The 20,018-nt window shown below is 47.0% G+C and carries 14 protein-coding genes and 1 pseudogene; 6 read left to right on the plus strand and 9 right to left on the minus strand.

The features are described 5' to 3' along the window. Positions 1–4 precede the first annotated feature (4 nt). Both AEA42_RS11175 and AEA42_RS11180 read right to left on the minus strand, forming a co-directional pair. Positions 5–904 carry a DUF350 domain-containing protein gene (locus AEA42_RS11175; protein ID WP_037430257.1) on the minus strand — a complete coding sequence of 300 codons (900 nt, stop codon included), beginning with the start codon at positions 902–904 and terminating at the stop codon, positions 5–7. 15 nt (positions 905–919) lie between these two features. Further along, entirely contained in the window at positions 920–1,897 is a 978-nt protein-coding gene (locus AEA42_RS11180) for a hypothetical protein (protein WP_055647751.1), read from the minus strand. Between the two features lie 254 nt (positions 1,898–2,151). Here AEA42_RS11180 and glnE point away from each other — a divergent pair, with 254 nt between their 5' ends. Both glnE and AEA42_RS11190 read left to right on the plus strand, forming a co-directional pair. Continuing rightward, on the plus strand, positions 2,152–5,016 hold the full coding sequence (gene glnE / locus AEA42_RS11185) for a bifunctional [glutamate--ammonia ligase]-adenylyl-L-tyrosine phosphorylase/[glutamate--ammonia-ligase] adenylyltransferase (protein WP_055647752.1): 2,865 nt from the start codon (positions 2,152–2,154) through the stop codon (positions 5,014–5,016). Between the two features lie 60 nt (positions 5,017–5,076). Next, entirely contained in the window at positions 5,077–6,045 is a 969-nt protein-coding gene (locus tag AEA42_RS11190) for a sensor domain-containing diguanylate cyclase (RefSeq protein WP_055647753.1), read from the plus strand. A 46-nt stretch (positions 6,046–6,091) separates the two neighbouring features. On the opposite strand, the gene AEA42_RS11195 is transcribed toward AEA42_RS11190, so the two are convergent. Further along, a complete protein-coding gene (locus AEA42_RS11195; RefSeq protein WP_055647754.1) occupies positions 6,092–7,051 on the minus strand; it encodes a sodium-dependent bicarbonate transport family permease in 960 nt (319 codons plus the stop codon). A gap of 136 nt (positions 7,052–7,187) precedes the next feature. Here AEA42_RS11195 and AEA42_RS11200 point away from each other — a divergent pair, with 136 nt between their 5' ends. After that, on the plus strand, positions 7,188–8,180 hold the full coding sequence (locus AEA42_RS11200) for a LysR family transcriptional regulator (protein ID WP_055647755.1): 993 nt from the start codon (positions 7,188–7,190) through the stop codon (positions 8,178–8,180). 51 nt (positions 8,181–8,231) lie between these two features. Here AEA42_RS11200 and zapE read toward each other — a convergent pair whose 3' ends face one another. After that, complete coding sequence (zapE, locus tag AEA42_RS11205; protein WP_055647756.1) at positions 8,232–9,437, minus strand: cell division protein ZapE; 1,206 nt, start codon at positions 9,435–9,437, stop codon at positions 8,232–8,234. 205 nt (positions 9,438–9,642) lie between these two features. Between zapE and AEA42_RS11210 the strand changes: the two genes are divergently transcribed. Continuing rightward, entirely contained in the window at positions 9,643–10,494 is an 852-nt protein-coding gene (locus tag AEA42_RS11210; RefSeq protein WP_047539572.1) for a polymer-forming cytoskeletal protein, read from the plus strand. 5 nt (positions 10,495–10,499) lie between these two features. On the opposite strand, the gene AEA42_RS11215 is transcribed toward AEA42_RS11210, so the two are convergent. Beyond that, entirely contained in the window at positions 10,500–11,978 is a 1,479-nt protein-coding gene (locus AEA42_RS11215) for an insulinase family protein (RefSeq protein ID WP_109277728.1), read from the minus strand. A gap of 26 nt (positions 11,979–12,004) precedes the next feature. Then, a complete protein-coding gene (locus tag AEA42_RS11220; protein ID WP_055647758.1) occupies positions 12,005–13,420 on the minus strand; it encodes a pitrilysin family protein in 1,416 nt (471 codons plus the stop codon). Positions 13,421–13,579: 159 nt separating this feature from the next. On the opposite strand from AEA42_RS11220, the gene AEA42_RS11225 reads away from it, so the two are divergent. Next, positions 13,580–14,407, plus strand: coding sequence for a M14 family metallocarboxypeptidase (locus AEA42_RS11225; protein ID WP_037421721.1), 828 nt, complete (start codon positions 13,580–13,582; stop codon positions 14,405–14,407). Positions 14,408–14,498: 91 nt separating this feature from the next. Here AEA42_RS11225 and AEA42_RS11230 read toward each other — a convergent pair whose 3' ends face one another. The 3 genes from AEA42_RS11230 to AEA42_RS11240 form a co-directional block, all read right to left on the minus strand. Continuing rightward, positions 14,499–15,413: a L,D-transpeptidase family protein gene (locus AEA42_RS11230; RefSeq protein ID WP_037421718.1), complete on the minus strand. Its 915-nt coding sequence runs from the start codon at positions 15,411–15,413 to the stop codon at positions 14,499–14,501. Positions 15,414–15,584: 171 nt separating this feature from the next. Next, positions 15,585–17,141 carry a nitric oxide reductase transcriptional regulator NorR gene (gene norR / locus AEA42_RS11235; RefSeq protein ID WP_055647759.1) on the minus strand — a complete coding sequence of 519 codons (1,557 nt, stop codon included), beginning with the start codon at positions 17,139–17,141 and terminating at the stop codon, positions 15,585–15,587. Between the two features lie 188 nt (positions 17,142–17,329). Next, positions 17,330–19,615, minus strand: a complete 2,286-nt coding sequence (locus tag AEA42_RS11240; protein WP_055647760.1) for a nitric-oxide reductase large subunit — start codon at positions 19,613–19,615, stop codon at positions 17,330–17,332. Between the two features lie 287 nt (positions 19,616–19,902). Here AEA42_RS11240 and AEA42_RS22305 point away from each other — a divergent pair. After that, positions 19,903–20,018 (plus strand): annotated as a pseudogene (locus AEA42_RS22305) (IS5/IS1182 family transposase); the annotation flags it as partial.

Here is a 20,018-nt window from a genome sequence, read left to right on the forward strand (position 1 = left end):
TGGATTACGCCATTAGGGCCGTGAGAATAAGTGCGATAGCAATACTGATGGCCATTTCCACGGCAGCGATACCAATATTATGTTGTCTTTCGACTTCATCCGCTAAATTGATACGTGCTAAAACCAGCTTTTTAATGATAAACAGCAGCAGTGTCAGTACGACTAACATTATGATTGAAAACACCAACCAACCAATGATGTTAGTGACATAGGCCGTTGGATTGAAAAGAATAAAGTGACTCGCAGCATTAAAGCTGAGCGCCATAGCGATCATAAATCCGGCGTGGCGGATGGCTAAAGCGGTATGACCTTGAGCGAGTGCCTGTTGCATTGATGAATCTTGGTTACGGCTTGCGAAACGTTTTTCACGTAAGCGGGTGAGAAGCACCAGCATGAGTTGTGAAATCGCAAAGGCGCTAAAGATGGCAATAAAAGTGTCGATTGTTAAATCTTCAGCCCATAACAGTACTGCGCGAATAATGATTGCGGTGGCGATAGCAACACTGGCATCCACAATGGCGACAGACACGTTACCTTTAACAATTTGCTGATTTTTATCGAGTTCATTTAACGCGATTTTATCGTGTAGAAAGCGCCCAAATTTAATCAGTATTAAACCAAATAAACCATAGGCACTCATGCCTATCGCTTCAGTTAAATAGGAGGGCGCTGCGGCACCAGTGATGGCGCCTGTGAGCACAATGCCTAACGCAGCAACGGCACCGGCGGTGCTGATCCCAAAGGCAAAGTTATCGCGTTCGGCCAGCTCTTTACTGCTGTTGACTCTAACGCTCCAACCCTGCAAATAACGCATTAATGTCAATAAGATAACCGCAATCGTGAGGTCAATTGCCAGTATGGTGACTAGCTCTGGTGTGATACCGAAATCCTGAAATAATGTCATGGGAGATCCTTTAGTTTACTTGCCTCGGCGCACACTGCGGGTCGTGCGGTTGCTGGAATTACGGAAACTGCTGTCTTTAGAATAATTTGAGCGGAATTTGCTGCCCGACTGCGCGCTCGACTTATTCGCTGTGGTATTGGTTTTAGGTGCGCTGCTGCTCTCACGGGAGAGAGCCGTGGCACCCGTGCGCGATTTTGAATAGGGGCTGTCGAAGCGTTTCCCTTGAGAATCGAAACGTTTTTTGGTCTGCTCGAAGGTTTTTTCCTGCGCCTGTGCTTGTTTTGGCGAGGTATAGCGATAGCGACCTACGTCGTTGTAATAGCTGTAGCCACGGTTACCCGACCAACGGTCGTAATAAATGGGGCGGTGGAAAATATTCGAAAACATCGAATACATGCCGTACCAAGCCCAGAAGGACATGCCGCTCGAGTCTGTCTGCCAGCTGCCGTAGGCTGGGTTACCCACTAGTTGACTACCAGGGCCATAGTCCTCGGCATTATTGGCAAGGGCCGCCGCTTCACGGCTGATGGCATTGACACGGGCAAGCTTACCCTCTGACATATCTGCGATCACGTTCACCGGATCGGATAGCATGTCGTTATACAGGCTAGGATCGGCTGCTTGATAGAGATTCTCAACCTCGGCTAATTGTTGGTCGAGATCGGTAAAGTTGGCCGAATTTTTGGCATCAGCTAAGCGGCGTTTGAGCGAGGCATACATGGGCCCTTCGGCGGTTGCATCCTTGGCTAATTCATCCACTAATGGCGCCAAATCGGGCTTTTGCTGTTTTAGCAAGCTGCTATATTGCTTGAGCAGATTAGCATTACGCACCTGACCGTCATCAAGCATGGTATTGAGGGTTGTGAGACGCTGCTCTGTGAGTTGTTGATACTTCTCTATTTTCTCCGGCCGATCATCGCCACAACCCGTTAGCGATAAGGTCGCGGCCAAAATGAGCATCGACGTGAGAACACGCATTAGCATTCCTGCCATGTTTTCTCCAAAAGTGCTGAAATAAAACTCAAATATGGGCGGACAATAATAATCAACTTGCCCAATATGTTTGCCTCACAGGTTATAGTACCCTAAACAGCCAAGAAAGAGGGGTTGCTCTCTTGAGGGAACTTAAGTTTTGCCATTTATAGAAACACGCGTTAAGGCATAGCAACTTTGTTAAACCTGATGCGATTTCATTCTATATCATTTGTGACATAATATGTCGATGTTTAAATTTGTTAGGGATTATTATGGCCGTACAAAAAGACAGTAATAAGTCATTGTCTCCCCTCGTTACTCAAGCCGCAGAGCGGCATTGGGCACGCCTCGCCGAAGTATGGTCAGAAGGACTGGCAAATTTAACGCCTGCGCAGCAGCAGGAACTGAAAAACGTTTTAGGATTAAGCGATTATATCGCAGCGCAGTTAACTCGTTCTCCTGAATGGATCAACACCCTGTTTGCCGATGATTTGCAGCAAGTCGAACGAAAATTGTTTGATGCCCAGTTACGCGAGCTATTAACTAGCGCCACTACCGAAGACATGGCAAAACGCCTATTGCGGCGATTCCGTAATTATCAAATGGTGCGGTTAGCATGGCGAGACTTTTTAGATTACGCCAGCTTAGAGGAGTCTTTGCTCGATCTTTCTGCGCTCGCAGAGGCGTTAGTTATTGGCGCAAGGGATTGGCTTTATAAAGAGATGTGCGCGCAATACGGGACACCAATGGATAAGGCGGGTAATCCTCAACCGCTATTAATTTTGGGTATGGGAAAACTCGGTGGCCGAGAGTTGAACTTCTCTTCTGATATCGATCTGATTTTTACTTTCCCAGAACATGGTGAAACCGTTGGTGGTCGTCGTAGTCTTGATAATCAACAGTTTTTCATCCGAATGGGACAGAGGCTCGTTAATTTACTCGACCAAATTACTGTTGATGGTTTTGTATTCCGCGTCGATATGCGCCTGCGCCCTTATGGCGAGAGCGGGCCTTTAGTCGTGAGCTTTAGTGGTCTTGAGGATTATTACCAAGAGCAAGGGCGTGATTGGGAGCGCTATGCCATGGTTAAAGCCCGCTCGCTCGGGCCTTGGGATCATTTTTCCGACGAGCTACACAGTTTGTTGCGCCCCTTTGTTTATCGCCGTTATATCGATTTTTCGGCGATTGAATCCCTGCGAAAAATGAAACAACTCATCGCACAAGAAGTCCGCCGTCGTCAGTTAACCGACAATATTAAGCTCGGTGCGGGAGGGATTCGTGAGGTGGAGTTCGTTGTACAAAGCTTCCAGTTGATCCGTGGTGGTCGTGAACCCTCGCTGCGCCAGCAAAGTCTGTTTGGTGCTATGGGCACCCTTTATAGCCTTGGGCAGTTTGAATATCTGGCGGTCGATGAGCTAAAACACAGTTATTTATTGCTGCGCCGTGTCGAGAATCTTTTGCAAGCGATTGATGATAAACAAACGCAAACCTTGCCGAATAATTCTCTCGATTGGGAGAGACTTTGTTATGTGCTAGAGATAGCTAATGAAACTGATCTTCGTACCCATATCGAGGCGGCGATGGCGAAAATTCATCGTCACTTTAAGGCTACCGTTGGCGGCGAAGAAGGCGAAGAAAAAGCCGAGCATTGGACGGCGCAGTTGTGGAACGTGCAGCAGGATGATCACGCAATCAACTTGTTAGCTGAGCAGCAGATTGATGATGAAAAACTCTGGCCTTTACTGAGTCGTTGGCGTGAAACCGTGACGAAACGCTCGATTGGCCCGCGTGGACGTGAAACTCTCGATAAATTAATGCCAAGGTTGCTCGACGAGCTGCTTAATCAACCTAGCCCGTCGGCGGCTTTTGAGCCCGTGTCTAAAGTGCTTGAGCAAATTTTAACGCGTACTACCTACCTTGAGTTACTGTGCGAAAACCCCGGCGCCCGTCAGCAACTGGTGAGTCTGTGCTGCGCAAGTCCTTGGATTGCGGTGCAACTTGCAAAGTTTCCTATGCTGCTTGATGAGCTTATCGACCCAGCGCATCTATACGATACAACTTCGTTGGATGATTATCCGAGTGAACTGCGCCAGTATTTGCTGCGGGTACCAGAGGATGATATGGAGCAGCAAATGGAGGCGCTGCGCCAGTTTAAGCTGTCGCAACAACTTAAAATTGCCGCTGCGGATGTCACCGGTGTATTGCCTGTGATGCAGGTGAGTGACCATTTGACTTTTTTGGCTGAAGCTATTATCGAACAAGTGGTGATGCAGGCATGGCAGCAGATAGCGGTGCGCCATGGCGTGCCGAGTTATCTAGCGGAAAGCAGCGACACGGGCTTTGCGGTGATTGGGTATGGCAAGTTAGGGGGTATTGAGCTGGGTTATGGCTCAGATTTGGATTTGGTTTTTCTGTATGAAGCGCCGGAAAATATGACCAATAGCCTAACCAATGGTGATCGACCGATTGAAGTTGGTCATTTTTACCTTAAACTTGCTCAACGTATTCTGCACTTATTCTCGACCCGAACGACCTCGGGTGAATTGTATGAAGTGGATATGCGCCTGCGTCCTTCTGGGGCATCGGGTCTTATGGTGAGTGAGATCGCCCGCTTTAGTGAATATCAAACCCAAGAGGCGTGGACATGGGAACATCAAGCGTTAGTGCGTTCACGTTTTGTGTTTGGTGATAATAGCTTGGCTGTCAAGTTTAGCCAAATCCGCGCTTCAGTCTTAGAGCAGCCAAGGGACAAAGACGAGCTTAAAAAAGCGGTTCGTGAGATGCGGCAGAAGATGCGCGACCATTTGCTTAAGGTTGCCGAAGGTGAGTTTGATTTAAAACAGAGTCCTGGCGGGATTGCGGATATTGAGTTTATTGCACAATACTTAGTGCTCGCCAATGCCCATGAGTACCCTGAGTTGTCAATTTGGTCAGATAATGTGCGTATCTTCGGCGTGTTGGCTGAGCTTGAGCTCTTGCCACTGATGAGCGCTCAACATTTAACCCAAAGTTATTGCTGGTTAAGGGATGAAAATCATCGCCTAACTCTACAGCAAAAATCAGGGAAGTTGGCTTACGCCGATGTAGCTGCTCATGCGGAGCGGATACTTGCTATTTATCAGGCGATACTTGAGTAAGTTATACGTGAATTCAGTCGTTAGTCTACGCTTGATAGAGAGCCATTAGCGGAGCGAAGTATGCTATTACCTCCCATTCCCGAGAATGAGTTAGCGCGTTTAGCAACCTTGCGAGCGCTGAATATTTTAAATACTGATGCTGAAGAGCGTTTCGACCGTATCACACGGCTGGCAAAAAGAATTTTTTCTGTGCCTATTTGTCTGGTCAGTTTAGTTGACGAAGATCGTCAATGGTTTAAATCTTGCCAAGGATTAGACGTCACCGAAACCTCCAGAAATATTTCCTTTTGTGGCCATGCAATAAATCATCCCGGAGTGTTTTTTATAGAAGATGCCTTAAAAGATTCCCGCTTTGCCGATAATCCCTTAGTGGTTGATGCGCCTCATATTCGTTTCTATGCAGGCTATTCTTTAACGATTAATCATTATCGAGTTGGGACTCTGTGTTTGATTGGTAGCTGTGCACGGATCTTTAGCGATGAAGATATTGAAACATTAACCGATCTCGGCAAAATGGTAGAGGCGGAATTGCTCTCTCTGTCGCAAAATATTTCTGACAAGTTAACCACAATTTCAAATCGTCGTGGTTTTGAATTATTGGCGAATAAAGCATTGGCAAGTTGTCGTCGTCAACGTGCGCAAGCAGTGTTATTTTTCTTTGATTTAGATAGTTTTAAGGAAATCAACGATAACTTTGGGCATTTAATGGGCGATCGGTTGCTGTACGATTTTGCCCATATTTTGATTGCCGCATTTAGGGAATCTGATGTTGTTGCTCGGCTTGGCGGTGATGAGTTTGTGGTGCTGTTAAGTTTTGTGAAACCCGATGCCGTTGACGTTGCCATCAAACGCTTTCAATCATTACTTGACCAATATAATCAACAGCATCCACAACAGCCCACCTTAGCGAGTAGCATAGGTATCGCCCATTGGTCGCCTGATTCGGATATCAATCTTGAGGATTTACTCGATGCTGCCGATAGGGCAATGTATCAAGATAAAGCCGAACATCATTCAAATAACCCTTAATGGCGGATATAAAAAGGGAGACCTGAGTCTCCCTTATGACAAATTGTTATCCGGTAATTTGCATTATCCAGTGTTGGTACAAGGGTAAACCGATTAACACGTTCACCGGAAAGGTAATCCCGAGGGATGCTAACATAGCGAGTCCGATATTCGCTTCGGGAATGGCGGCTCGTATGGCGGCGGGGGCGGCAATATAAGAGGCACTGGCACTTAAACCTGCAAGCACTAAGATGCTTCCGGCCGGTAACTCGAGCCATAACCCCACTCCAATCCCACACCATGCCAAGATAAAAGGTGTGACGGCGGCAAACACTAATAAGCGCCACTGCTGCAATGGGAGTGGTAAACAGACTTTCGCTGTGACTAATCCCATCTCCAGTAAAAACAAGGCCAGTAGCGTTTTAAAACCACCGAGTAATACAGGACTAATCGGTGCAAGCCCTGTCGGACCATAAAGCCAACCTATGACGACTCCACCCACTAGGAGTATTACGCCGCGGCTGGTCAAGGCCTCATGCAGTATGCTCGATTGCTGAGTATTAGGCACTGTAGCTTCTAGCGGCTGTTTAGCGCTTAAATATCGGTGTAACCAGAGCATAACCACAATCGCAGGGAGTTCGAGTAGCACCAAATATAAGGTGGTTTCCGGTCTTAATATCATCCCTGATTTTTCCACCATGGCGATAACAACGGCAAATGTGCCTGCGCTGACCGATCCATAATGGGCTGCGATACTAATGGCATCCGTGCGTCCGAGCCGAACTAAGCGCGTGAGCACAGGGTAAAGTACTAATGGGATGATCAAACCCAGTGCAACAACAGCAACGAGTTCAGTGATCACTAAGTGTTGAGTATGACCATGCAGTGCCATACCGCCCTTTAACCCTAAGGTCAGCATTAACAAAATAGACAGGGTTTCGTAAATGGCGGGTGGCACTTTAAGGTCGGATTTGACTAAGCCTGCGAGCAAACCTAAGGCGAAAAATGCTATGACAATATCTGGCATAAGTATCTCATTAATAAAGGCATTAATATTTTAAGGCTATCATTTTATTTGAAAACCATTGAACGCTGGAGATTCTGAACCTAATTCGATATATTGAAAAATAAATTATTTGCTAATTAGGTATAGATAATTATCTATGGATAAATCTTCTCAAGGTCAATTAAAACTACGGCATTTGAGTTTTCGGTTACTTGAGGTTTATGTGCAGGTGGTTCGATTGGGCAATATTTCGGCGGCGGCTCGCACCCTGCACCTTACTCAGCCCACAGTGTCACTGCAACTTAAAAAGTTAGCGGATATTTTGGGCGAACCTTTGCTGAACAGTATTGATGGCCGTATGTCGCCAACCTTAATAGGGCAAGAGCTTTACCGAGCCGCCTGCGACACATTGAGCCGCTTTGAAGATTTCGATGCCTTTATCCAGCAAGCCAGAGGTGGCAGCATTGGCCATATCAATATCGGTTTAGTGACTACGGCAAAATATGTGGTACCACGGATTTTGGGGGCGTTTTATCGGCAATTCCCGCAGGTCAAAGTGACCTTAAATATCGGTAACCGCGCGCATATTTTGGGACGATTTGAGCGCCAAGAAGATGATTTATATCTCTTCAGTCATCCACCCAGTGGTGAGCAAGTGTTATCGGCGAGGATCATTAAAAATCCGCTGCAGCTTATTGCGCCTAAGGATCATTGGGCGGTTGGCCGTCAACAAGTTCGCTTTAGTGAGTTGAAGCAAGAGCGTTTTATTATCCGCGAGCCCGGCTCGGCAACTCGGCTGATGTTTGAATCTTGGTGTAGCGCTCAAGGGATCGCCTTGAGTGAAACGATGCAAATTGAGAGTAATGAAGCGATCCGCTTGAGCGTGGCATCAGGCTTAGGCTTATCGGTTATTTCTGCCCACACCCTACAGGAAGGGCGTGAAAAACCCGCAATCTTGTCAGTGAACGGATTTCCACTGGAGAGTAATTGGTATCTTGTTGGCCGTCGGGACAAGCGTTTGCCCTATGCCGCAATGCAGCTTGTGGCGTTTATGGCGGCCCATCTTGCCGAGTGTATCGAACCAGAGTGGGTTGCGGCAGATATCCAGCAGTTAAGTGCTATCTTTGCGCCTGAAAGTTTGTCTCGGTAAAGGGTTATGGCAGAGGTTGACCGCTGCCGTTTCTTCGGGCGTGTTGAGGGGTCAGGATTGTTTTGTGCTGTGGCTCATTTCGATTAGCCGACTATAGGTGCGTCGAAACTCAAAACTGAGGGCGCCGCCTTGGTAGAGATCCATCAGTGGGACGTCGCAGCTTAAATATAAACTGGCATCTTGATCGTATAACTCATCGATAAGGCTGATAAAACGCCGAGCAGGATCATCGTTGGCGGCGTAAGAGAGTTGCCGCTCACCGGTAGCGGCCGCTTGGTTCTCGCCAGTGCCATCCTCAGTGCCACGGGCGCGGATCCAGCTTTTTACTTCGCCGCCCAGTTTGGGAACACCGCTCAGCATTACGATCTTAAATCGACAGGCAATTTCGATGTAATCGAGTTGTGAGCGCGGGCCATCACACAGGGCATAAAAGTCGAACCAAGCAACGGAGGGGAGTTGGTCTTCAGCAGTGGCGCGCACGACGGGGATATCACGCTGACAGACTCGTAGCGTATTCGCTTGAACAGTGTTTGCGCCTTGAGTGAGTGTGGTAAAAATACCATCAAAATCCAGTGTGCCAGTCAGCCCAATATGCTTTGAAGTGGCGGCAATGGCCTCTGCCGACGGTTCGTGATTCAAGGCGTGCAACCTGTGGTCTTGCTCGCCATTCAGATGCAGCATTTGGGTATGGGCTAGGAGCTGGGCAATGCAGGGTAAAAATCTGTGCCTTGCTAGGCCATTTTCATATAAACGTTCGATGGGAATGTTGGATGTGGCAACCAGCACGACTCCTTGGGCAAACAAGGTTTCAAACAAACCAGCGAGGATCATGGCATCGCCAATATCTGAGACAAAAAACTCATCGAAGCAGAGTATCTTACACTCCTTTGCTAAATTTTTTGCAATCAATTTAAGGGGATCGCGCTGCCCCGCATGTTCCTTTAAGGCTTGGTGCACTCGCGCCATAAAGCGGTGAAAGTGCAATCTCAGTTTTCCTTGCTGTGGCAGAGCATCAAAGAACAAATCCATCAGAAAGGTTTTACCGCGCCCGACATCGCCCCATAGATATAAACCTTTGAGTGGCTGAGCGTCTGTTCGACCAATAATCTGCTGATACAACTTATCTAAGGCGAGCACTGCCTGCGCCTGCGCGGGATCTTCAATCAGCTCGGCGCCGATTTTGGCTTGATAAATGGCTAATGGTGTTTGGTTTTGAGTTGAGGGTGACAACGGGTTGAAGGTCATGGAATTTGTCATAAATTGAGTCAATTTTAGGCGGTGCTAGGACCAATATGGGTTGAGATATCAGCCCAATCGTCTTCAGCCTAACATAGATTGTTGCAGGGCTAAAATCTTGTCTAAAACACAGCCTGGTTAAATATCAAAGGAATCCAATGCTTTATTATTGAGAACTTTTAACCTAACATCTTTTTCACAAAAATAATGATCTGGAACTAAACCTATGGGTAGCAAAGGCCATAGTGCCACATTTATCAGTGCTTCAACCGCAATTGAAGGTGAGATGCAACTGGCGGGCACGGCATTCGTTGCGGGGGCATTAACAGGTAAGATCCGCGGTGCTGGACTGATTAAAATTGAGTTTGGCGGTGAGATCATGGGTGAAGTGAGTTGTGATGAACTGAGAGTTTGCGGGGTTTTTCGTGGCAAAGTGCGTTGTAATAAGTTAGTGATTGTGAGTTCTGGTGTCGTTGAAGGCGAAGTGTTGAGCCATCAATTAGAGATTTATGAGGGCGGACAATTTATCGGTCAGCGCCTAAAAAATACTGAATTGGATCATTTGCCCGACTTACTTCAGACCTTAGCGCCAGACGTTATTGCTTCCAATGCGAAAACCGCTCACGTTAACGCCTTATATGCCAGCGAGCCTAAAGATCATCGGCAGGGAGTACACAAATGGTTGTCCTATGGTGCTGCTGCAGTTGCGCTCATCGCGGTTGCTGGAATGATGGCACCAACACCGTTGACTTCATGGTTCACAACCCTTGGTCAAACGGCTTCAACGTCAGTGAGTACTGAGCAGAGTCCGTCAGTGACAACTGAGTCTATGTTGTTATCGCCAGTAAAAGATGACTCTTTAGCGCCGAATGGCGTTATGGCCGCTACCGATAACGAGTCGCAAAATGCTGCATTGATAACCTCGGATAAGGTCGAGACCAGCAGTGCTGAAAATCATCAAGCCCATACGAATATCGACTCGGGCGCTGCTATGGAAGACTTAGCGCAAATGGAACAAGGCCATGCCCAAATGTTACAGCAAGGCAACGTGAGTGATGTTCCTAAGGATAAATTATAACGAGATCAATCATTCACCTTGACCTCCTCTAGTTGCCATCCCGGCAGCTTAGCTGAGAGATCCGCCGAGATTTTGGCGACATCTCCCCGTAAAATGATTAGAGGTTCACCATAAAACGCTTGTTGTGCTAATTGCATCAACTGACTAGGCGATAGCGCCTGCAGTTTAAGGTTTATGGCTTGTATCGATTGTGGAGCTAATCCAAGCACCTGTTGATGAATAAATTGGGTTTCGCTCAGGTTAGGGTTATCTTGCGTTAACAAGGCTTCGCCAATCAGATAGGTTTTTAGGGCGGCTAATTCCCCTTCGCTTGCAGGCGTTGAAGCCAGCAGTTTCAAATGTTCTAAGATCCCCACCACAAAGGCGCCCGTATGTTCTATTGCCGTGCTGCCATAAAACTTGATGCTAGTGGAGAGTGGTGCATTGGCGCACTGACCATAGATCCCGTAGGTCAAACCACGCTTCTCTCGCAAATCGTAATAGAGTCGCCCAGAAAAACTGCGTCCTAAGAGTGCGGCTAAGCTGCGGCAAGCTAACGGCATATCCTGCGCTGACAAATGCTTATCGTCGAGGGCATACCCTATTCGCACTTGTGTTTGCACACTACCCGGTGCATCAATCAAATACAGCGTGCGGGATTGTGGTGGCTGTTGAGTGTTGATGAGGTGTGATGGAGAGTCCGTATTTATGCGAGTTGGCCACTGGCTGAGGCTCTGCTTAATATCAAACTCGGTTTGCGCATGATTAGGTAAAAATAACTGCCAGTTTGCCTGAGCAAAGGTGTTCTGCTGTAGCCGCGACAGTTCGCTTAGGCTAAGTGAGTCAAACAAGGCCTGATTGTTGATGTTCTTGTTGTAGGGATGTGCTGTCCCTAGGAGTTTGTCCCGCCAGACTTTATCGATTTCGGCGCCACTAAAGGCATTTAAATGCTTATTAAGCTTCAATTGACGACGAATATTATCGATATCGATTGCCGCCGCTTCACTAAATGCATCGGGTTGCCAAAACTGTATCAGTAACTGGTAGAGATGATTAGCTGATGCGGGGCACGTTAAGCTGATATTAATGCTATGCAGCGTGACACGAGTTTCGAAGGTTTCAAGGCAAGCATCGGCTTGGGTCAGCGCTAGGCTACGAGCTTTTTCCTGAAAGGCGACTTGTAAAATATCAGGATTATCAAAGGGTATAGTGGGGCTAATTGCTACTAGGCTCATTCTGTTACTAAGGTTTTGAGTCGCGCTAGTCGTACGCTGTAACTGGTAAGGTAGGGTGACGCCATTGGGGGTGACATCAATAAAAGGTTGCTCATTGGGAAGATAAATATTCCCAACTTGAGGTAGGTTGGGTTGGGTATCAAAGTTTGCCAAACTGGGCGCTTGAGTTGGGGTAAAGCTAAGCGGTGTCTGCTGACAGGCACCCAGTATGACAGCAATAAGACCAATACTCATGGTTTGCAGTGCGTTAGATAATCTTGAGGTTGGCATTAAGCAGTTGTATCTGAATGTTTTCATCATAGCACTGCATCCTCTAAATCGTCGCTAACACCTGTGGGTAACCATTCGAGTAAGGTTTTTCCAAAGCGGATATACCAAGGCGGTAACAGATCAACCCTGACCATATTGGGAGTAAAGTATTGCAGGGCAACGCGCTGGATATCCGCTGTGGTTACTGCGTTAATCCTTTCCCATTGCGCCGTTAAGGGATGGGCTTGATCCTGTTTGTCGGTGGCTGATAGTAAGGTGGCTAGGGATTGAGTGTTGTCGAGCTGCCCCAAACGCTGATTTAACCAGGTTTGCTTGAGCTGACAAAGCGTTGCATCACTTATGCGAGTTTGTTGGGTTTGCTTAATTAACGCTAAGACCATGTCGGTTAGCGCATTAAGGGAGGTTTTTGCCCTTGGCACTAATACCAGATTGGTTATGCCATGATTTTCTAGCTCAAAGGGCAGTGAATAACTCAACATTTGTGCCGGATCGTGCAGGCTGATTTGTGCGAGGGCGCTGCGAGTATTTTGAAATAAATAGCCTTCGAGCAGTCGAATAGCGGCAGCATCGGGATGATTTTTACCTACCGTATGCCACGCAAGCAGTAAGCCGGGCCAAGGGCCACGTTCATCAATGAGCTCCGCATGCACGGGCTTAGGGTTAATTTTTAGCTCGTCAAATTTGGCAATCGGCTGATTAGGCGTGGGCCAAGCACTAAAGTGTTGTGCTATAAGCGACTTGACGTCGGAGGGAAGTGTGCCGACCAGAGATAGCTGCATCGCATCGGGACGATAATGGGCGCTATGAAAGGCGATTAACCGCTCGGGACTTGCCTGAGTAATATCCTCACGGCTACCGATAATACCGTGGCCATAGGGCGTATCTTTAACCTGTGCTAGCAGAAATTCCATCGCACTACGCACATAGGGTTGATTATCTATGGTCTGCGCCATCTCTTGGAGCACGGTTTCTTGCTGATTTTTCACTGTGGTTTCGGTCAAATTGGGGCGAATAAAACGATCGGCCTCGAGGAACAAGCCCAAGGCGAGGGCTTGGCTCGGCAGAGTGACATAGTAATTGGTGTAATCGAAGTGGGTGCTGGCATTAAAGCGGGCGCCTAAGGCACTTAGCTGTTGTGCATAGGTGTCGCCTGGTGCCTGTTCACTGCCCTTGAATAACATATGCTCGAACAAATGCGCGTATCCCGTTTGCCCCTTAGTCTCGTTGCGCGCCCCCACAGTAAATTGGCTGGCAATGGTGAGGGTGTGTTTATCCTCAAGGGGCAATAAGTGTACGGTAAGGCCATTCGCGAGGGAGTAAGTTTCGATGCGTGATTCTAATTGATATAGCGTTGCAGCGCCTTCGATTTGACATTGTGCCTTGAGTGCTGGACTAAGCAGCATCACCAATATAGCAAGTCCAAGGCGGGTGTGTGTGTTCATTTGGCATCCCATCTCAATTTCCGATTGATGGCATAACGCAGTGGTGGTGTTGGCGCGTCAGGCACTCGTCGGATTTCATCTAAATCAGTTGAATAGCATTCAGTTTTTGTAAAGAGCTGCTATGATGGCACAGTTCTTTTTCTGGCATAAGTACAAGATATGGTAAGCAGATCTCCGTTCGAATCCTTTCAGTGGAAAAGCGATATTTTTAACTGTGAAAGCACTGATATCGATAATTTTTATCTACAGCTTGAGCAGGAAATGTCCCGTTTGGGGATGGTTGAGAAAAAACTCGGTGACGTGGGTAAATACAGTGTCAGTCTGTATCAGTCACCTGCCGCGAAATCTGGCTTACCTTCGTTATTGATCAGCGCAGGATTTCACGGTGAAGAGTCAGCTGGTCCTTGGGGATTACTGCACTTTTTAAGTGAGGCATCAGTCGAATTATTCGAACGGGTAAATTTAAGTATTTTGCCTTTGGTGAATCCAACGGGGTTTAAACGCGGCCACCGATTTAACAAATTTGGTGAAAACCCTAACCGAGGCTTTGTATTTGAAAACGGTAAACCTAAGGCAAATGAGAGCACCTCAGTTGAAGGTAAATTACTGTTAGAACACGCACAATTACTGATTGCAGCGAGTCGTGATGGTATTTTAACCTGCCATGAAGACGTCTTAAGTCATGAAGCTTATGTTTATTCTTTTGAGCCAAGCCAAGTGCCAGGGCGTTTTAGTCTCGATTTACGCGATACGCTGGCAGGATATTTCCCCATTGCTGTTGATGGTGAGATTGATGGTTGCCCGGTTAAAGATGGCTTGATTTTCAATCATTTCGATACGTCGTTTGAGGCATGTTTAGTGCGCAGTGGCGCGCGTGTTGGCGCCTGTACCGAAACGCCAGCGTTGCAAAACTTTGATCAACGGGTGTTAGCAAATAGCGCGGCAATGACCCACTTCTTAGCGCTATGCGCGCCTTTATGTGATTGATTACAAAGCTTAATTGCAACCAATATAAAAATACCCGCCAAGGCGGGTATTTTTATAGAGTAAGCAGCGTTAACACGCCCTAGCCATACAACTATTGATTAATAATTGTCGGTACGCCTGTGCGCTCGTCCAGTAGCTTTTTGATCACGCTGGAGTCGGTATCAGCTTTGGCAATAAACTTAGCGATGTCTTTTGGTAAAGCAATTGCCACAGGCTCGTTGGACTCAAACTCTGCAATAGTGCGTGATAGCGGCTGATGCACGGCTAAATAACGCTTTCCATCTGGCTCTTCGGTCGCTTTAATCGGTTGGTTCACAAATTGTACACGTGTTCCAACTGGCACTGTTTTGAACAGATGTTCAATATCATCGTGACGTAAACGCACGCAGCCTTGGCTAACACGTAAACCAATACCGAAGCTTGCGTTGGTACCATGGATGGCATACAAGTTACCAATGTAGAGTGCATAGAGCCCCATTGGGTTATCTGGACCTGCTGGCCATACCGCTGGCAGAATTTCGCCCCTTGCCGCATATTCTTTACGAATGCGTGGCGTTGGTGTCCATGTCGGGTTAGCACGTTTACGTTGCACGCTGGTTACCCAGTTTTCTGGCGTGTCTTTACCAATTTGGCCAATACCGATAGGTAGAACTTCCACGGTATTTTTGCCTTTTGGATAGTAATACAGACGCATTTCAGCAACGTTGATTACTATGCCTTCACGTGGCGCATTGGGCAGAATTAATTGTTTAGGAATTAACAATTTACTGCCTGGCTTTGGAAGAAACGGATCAACACCAGGGTTTGCTTCCAGCAAGTTGCTTAGGCCGAGTTGGAACTGAGCGGCAATATCTTCGAGGGTATGTTTACCCTCTGGCACTGTGTAATACAGGTTCTCGCCAACTAACCGGCTCTTAGAAGACGGTAAAGGGTATTCCGTTGCTAAAGCGGAGAGACTTGGAAAAACCAAAGTCAATAATAAAGCTGTGGTGCGAAGCATACTCATAAGCGGATACTACGATTCCTGTTAATAAAATAACCTGTTTTACGCGGCAGTTTCTTCCCAAAATCGGGCGGCAAATTGTAATACACAATGCACTGGCGCGCGAAGCTCGCATCCTTCCTTATTTTGGATATTATTTCAACTGAAATATGGTTCATAAAGCGTATTTATTGCTTATTTTAGCTTTAAACGTTTTGCGAGCCGATGCAGATTGCCTGGGTCAACTCCTAATGTCCTTGCCGTGGCAGCCCAATTGCCAGTATGTGTGGTAAAGACTTGTTTGATGTAGTCGCGCTGAAATGTGTCGGTTGCTAGGGATAAGCTAACAAACTCTTGCTGGATTTGCGTTGCATTGCTCAACGGCGTGATTGCCAATGAACTCATTTTTGAGGTGTTAAGTGTAACAGGCAAATCGAAATGTTGTGGCGCAATGGTACAGCAGCCGTCCTGTGCGGTTACGCGTGCTAGAACTGTCGCCCTATGGATAGCGTGTTCCAGTTCGCGTACATTACCCGGCCAAGTATATTGATTGAGCAAGAGTAGGCTACTGTTGCTGAAATTAAGTTGTTTCATCCCGAGTTTTTGCCTGTAGCGTTCAGCAAAGAATCCGCTCAGTAGTGTGATGTCCTGTTCGCGCTCCCGTAAGGGCGGAACCAGTATCGGAAATACACTTAACCTATGGTAAAGGTCTGCCCTAAAGCGGCCAGCAAGCACTTCTGTCTTAAGATCTTTATTGGTTGCGGCTATGATGCGGACATCGACTTTTAGGCTGCGATCATCACCTACCTTTTGTATGTCGCCATATTGTAATATTCGCAATAACTTGGCTTGGAGTGTGAGGGGTAGTTCGCCAATCTCGTCTAGAAAGAGTGTGCCTTTGTCGGCCATTTCAAATTTGCCACTGCGATGGCTAATTGCACCTGTAAACGCACCTTTGATATGACCGAAGAGTTCGCTTTCGGCAACCGATTCGGGGAGTGCTGCACAATTTAGATAGACCAATGGTTTACTGGATCTTGCAGATTTTTGATGTATCGCCTGGGCGACTAACTCCTTGCCTGTGCCGGTCTCGCCCAAGATCAGCACATTCAGATCGCTATGGGCTACGACTTCAATCTCTCGGTTTAAACTTTGCATTAAGGGCGAATGGCCAATGATTTCGGCATTCTGGCTCAGATTAGGGCTATTTTCTTGTGCATGGGTTGAATGGCTGTTTAGGGCCATACGTTCAAGTTTTTCAACCAGTAAAGCATTACTTAAAGATGCTGCGGCAATGGCACTTAAACTGCGTAGCTCGGCATTGCTGAATTGATCAAATTGCAGAGGATTAAAGGCATCGATAGTTACGGCCCCGATAAGTTGTTCATCGGCAAATAACGGTAGTCCAATACAGGCATGCACTTTTAATGCGCCTGTTTGATTGGGGATTAAACCATCGTAAGGGTCTGCAAGTTCGCTGTCAGCTGGGAAGCGCACTATATCCCCCGCACGGGCAATAGCCTCAAGCCTTGGGTGCTCATTAAGGATAAAACGTCTGCCTAGTACGTCATCATTCAAACCATCGATGGCGAGTGGGGTAAAATACTGACCATGAAACGTGAGTAGCGCAGCGGCATCACAGTGTAAGTTTTCTCTAACGGTGTTGAGCAGCCGTGAGAAGCGGTCTCTATGGGCTAAACCTGAGGTGATATCGAGGGCGATACGGGTAAGATCGGTTTGACTAAGGGCCATAAAAACTCCAGCAGCTAGATTACCCTGATTTATACCATTGATTGTTATATTGATACATGTAGTTTAAACACGACTAACAGCAAAATGTATGCAGGAATGACTCACCGCAACGTAGCTGCTAGAGATTAGGCAACCAAGGTGCCAGCAATGGCACCTTGGTATGGGACTAACCGTTATTTAGTCTCGTGTTAGTGGTCTGGTAGTAATTGCTCCCCTTGTAACTTTGCAGGTTTATTCAGGGCCTTTCTAATTAAGTCAAATAAGAAGGTGCCCATCAATAATCCGCCGATACTGAAGATGATATCCCCAAACATACGCATCCATACCAGTCTTTCAATCAGCGGACTATGAATGACCTCTGGCGAGCGGGCATACCAATAGCCGTGGTCGATGACTGCAAAAAACTGCGTAATCCCCACAGGTAATAGTGACATAAACACCATAGCCGCTAGGCCAATATTGAGGCTCCAGAAGGCGCCTTTGAGCATTTTGTCATTCCACTGCATATTGCCAGTTAGACCGCGCAGACAGAAAAGCATTAGCCCCATGCCGAGCATGCCATAAACCCCCATAAAGGCGGCGTGACCGTGGGTGGCAGTGGTATTTAAGCCTTGAATGTAATAGAGCGAGATTGGCGGGTTGATTAAGAAGCCCAGCATACCGGCACCGACCAAGTTCCAAAACGCGGTAGCCACAAAGAACATAATCGCCCAGTGATAACGCTGCATCCATGGACTGGCTTTACGCAAGCGGTAGGTTTCCATTGCTTCAAAACCTATGATGGCTAAAGGCACCACTTCTAAGGCCGAGAAAATTGCGCCCCAGGCGATAACCGAGGTTGGTGTGCCAGTAAAATAGAGGTGGTGTAAAGTGCCGATTAAACCACCGGTTAAGAAGATTACCGTTGTAAACAAGACCGCACCGTTGGCGCTACGGCCACGGATTAAGCCCAAACGTACCAGCATTAAGGCGATAACGGCAGTCGCAAAGGTTTCGAAGAAGCCCTCAACCCACAGATGTACTACCCACCAACGCCAGTATTCTGCAATCGCTAAGTTGGAGTGTTTGCCCATAAAGAGGCCGGCGCCATAGAACAAACCAATTGCGACGCAGGAGGCATAGAGTACCCAAATAACAGGGCGCATCTCGCCTTGAACTTTGAGGGCGGGTTTGATGGCGGCGGTGACGAGGGCGAGCCAAATCAGTAATCCAACGAGGAGTAAGATTTGCCATACTCGACCAAGATCTATGTATTCATATCCTTGATGACCAAAGAGAAAGTTCATATCGAGGTCAAAATACTGTTGCACCCCAATCCATTCGCCCGCCATTGAACCGAGCACAACCACCACTAAGGCTACCCAGAGTACGTTAACGCCTATTCGTTGATATTTGGGTTCATGGCCCGATAACGCAGGAGCAATATACAGTCCTGTACCTAACCAAGCAGTTGCGATCCAAAATACGGCTAATTGGGTGTGCCAAGTACGCGTTACTGAATAGGGGAGTATTTCCGCAATAGGTAAACCATAAAACTCTTGGCCTTCTACCGCATAGTGAGCGGTAATGCCTCCGAGTAAAATTTGCAGTAAAAAGAGACCTATCGCCGTTATGAAGTATTTGCCGACGGCTTTTTGTGAAGCGGTTGGTTTAGTGAAAAACAGCGGGTCTTGTTCCGACGGCTTAGGCAGACTTTCGTGCTTACCGCTGGCATGGTGCCATAGCAATCCACCAATACCCGCTATCAGGGTCACGATACTGAGTATCGACCAGACAATATTATCCGAGGTGGGAGTATTGCCTAATTGAGGATCGAACGGCCAGTTATTGGTGTATGTATAGGGTGCATCTGGGCGTTCAGTGATGGCAGCCCAAGCCCCCCAAAACAGGAACGCATTAAGTTGTTCTCGGCGTGTAACATCGGGCACTGTACCCTCTTTCATGGCGTATTGTTCGCGTAGTGAACTGAGTTTAGGGTCATCACCAAACAAGGATAAATAGTGTTGATTAACCGTGCGAATTGCTTCTACCCGTGTGGTCGATAGCCTAATAAGCTGAGTGCCATCGATCTGTTGTTCAACACTGTTATGGCGTAAATCATCCCTTAATGCTTGTTCAAGCCCCGCTTTTTCTTGGGAGCCTAGTTGCTCGAAAGGCGTTTGATATTGTTGCTTGGCGCGCAGGTCGAGCCAAGCTTGGGCTTCTCTGTGTAACCAGTCTGCGGTCCAATCGGGGGCGACATAGGAGCCATGTCCCCAAATCGAACCGAGTTGATGGCCGCCCATTGAGCGCCATACTAATTGACCTTGTTCTATATCATTTTCACTAAAGATAACTTGGCCATTCACATCGACAAATGCACTGGGAATGGGTGGTTTTTCTCGATAAATTTCACTGCCTACGCTCAGTAGTACAGTAAATGAGGCAATCAACACTAATAATAGTGCGATAGCGGTGAGTTTTTGTTTGCTCATAAATCCCCTTAATCCAACGTCATTTTGATACCTGTAATTTGCTATTGCGCAATATGTGCCAAGTATTTTTGTTATTGAAAATAAAGGAAAAAAATTTAATTTAAATTCTTAATGGTGTCTTTTTGATAGCAATAAAAATTGTCATAATGACATTAATTGTCTTTATGACAGCCATTGGTGGGCCAATGTTGATAACACAATGAACTAGGCTTTGTTTCCTAAATCAGTTGAACTAAAACCATAGCTGGTGATCTGATCGGCATAGCCTATCAACTCACCCATCAATCGTGTCAAAACCTCGCTATAAAACAACTAACTGGAAGCAATACAATCAAGCCTTAATTAATCGTGGCTCACTTACCTTCTGGATTGATGAGGACGCTATCGCCCAGTGGAAAGCTAA

This window comes from Shewanella sp. Sh95 (assembly GCF_001308045.1).
Classification (GTDB): Bacteria; Pseudomonadota; Gammaproteobacteria; order Enterobacterales; family Shewanellaceae; genus Shewanella; species Shewanella xiamenensis.

What these genes read in the sequence shown, in the direction of transcription:
- AEA42_RS11175 (WP_037430257.1), bottom strand. Translation starts at nt 904, where the DNA reads ATGACATTATTTCAGGATTTCGGTATCACACCAGAGCTAGTCACCATA.
- AEA42_RS11180 (WP_055647751.1), bottom strand. Translation starts at nt 1,897, where the DNA reads ATGGCAGGAATGCTAATGCGTGTTCTCACGTCGATGCTCATTTTGGCC.
- glnE (WP_055647752.1), top strand. Translation starts at nt 2,152, where the DNA reads ATGGCCGTACAAAAAGACAGTAATAAGTCATTGTCTCCCCTCGTTACT.
- AEA42_RS11190 (WP_055647753.1), top strand. Translation starts at nt 5,077, where the DNA reads ATGCTATTACCTCCCATTCCCGAGAATGAGTTAGCGCGTTTAGCAACC.
- AEA42_RS11195 (WP_055647754.1), bottom strand. Translation starts at nt 7,051, where the DNA reads ATGCCAGATATTGTCATAGCATTTTTCGCCTTAGGTTTGCTCGCAGGC.
- AEA42_RS11200 (WP_055647755.1), top strand. Translation starts at nt 7,188, where the DNA reads ATGGATAAATCTTCTCAAGGTCAATTAAAACTACGGCATTTGAGTTTT.
- zapE (WP_055647756.1), bottom strand. Translation starts at nt 9,437, where the DNA reads ATGACAAATTCCATGACCTTCAACCCGTTGTCACCCTCAACTCAAAAC.
- AEA42_RS11210 (WP_047539572.1), top strand. Translation starts at nt 9,643, where the DNA reads ATGGGTAGCAAAGGCCATAGTGCCACATTTATCAGTGCTTCAACCGCA.
- AEA42_RS11215 (WP_109277728.1), bottom strand. Translation starts at nt 11,978, where the DNA reads ATGCCAACCTCAAGATTATCTAACGCACTGCAAACCATGAGTATTGGT.
- AEA42_RS11220 (WP_055647758.1), bottom strand. Translation starts at nt 13,420, where the DNA reads ATGAACACACACACCCGCCTTGGACTTGCTATATTGGTGATGCTGCTT.
- AEA42_RS11225 (WP_037421721.1), top strand. Translation starts at nt 13,580, where the DNA reads ATGGTAAGCAGATCTCCGTTCGAATCCTTTCAGTGGAAAAGCGATATT.
- AEA42_RS11230 (WP_037421718.1), bottom strand. Translation starts at nt 15,413, where the DNA reads ATGAGTATGCTTCGCACCACAGCTTTATTATTGACTTTGGTTTTTCCA.
- norR (WP_055647759.1), bottom strand. Translation starts at nt 17,141, where the DNA reads ATGGCCCTTAGTCAAACCGATCTTACCCGTATCGCCCTCGATATCACC.
- AEA42_RS11240 (WP_055647760.1), bottom strand. Translation starts at nt 19,615, where the DNA reads ATGAGCAAACAAAAACTCACCGCTATCGCACTATTATTAGTGTTGATT.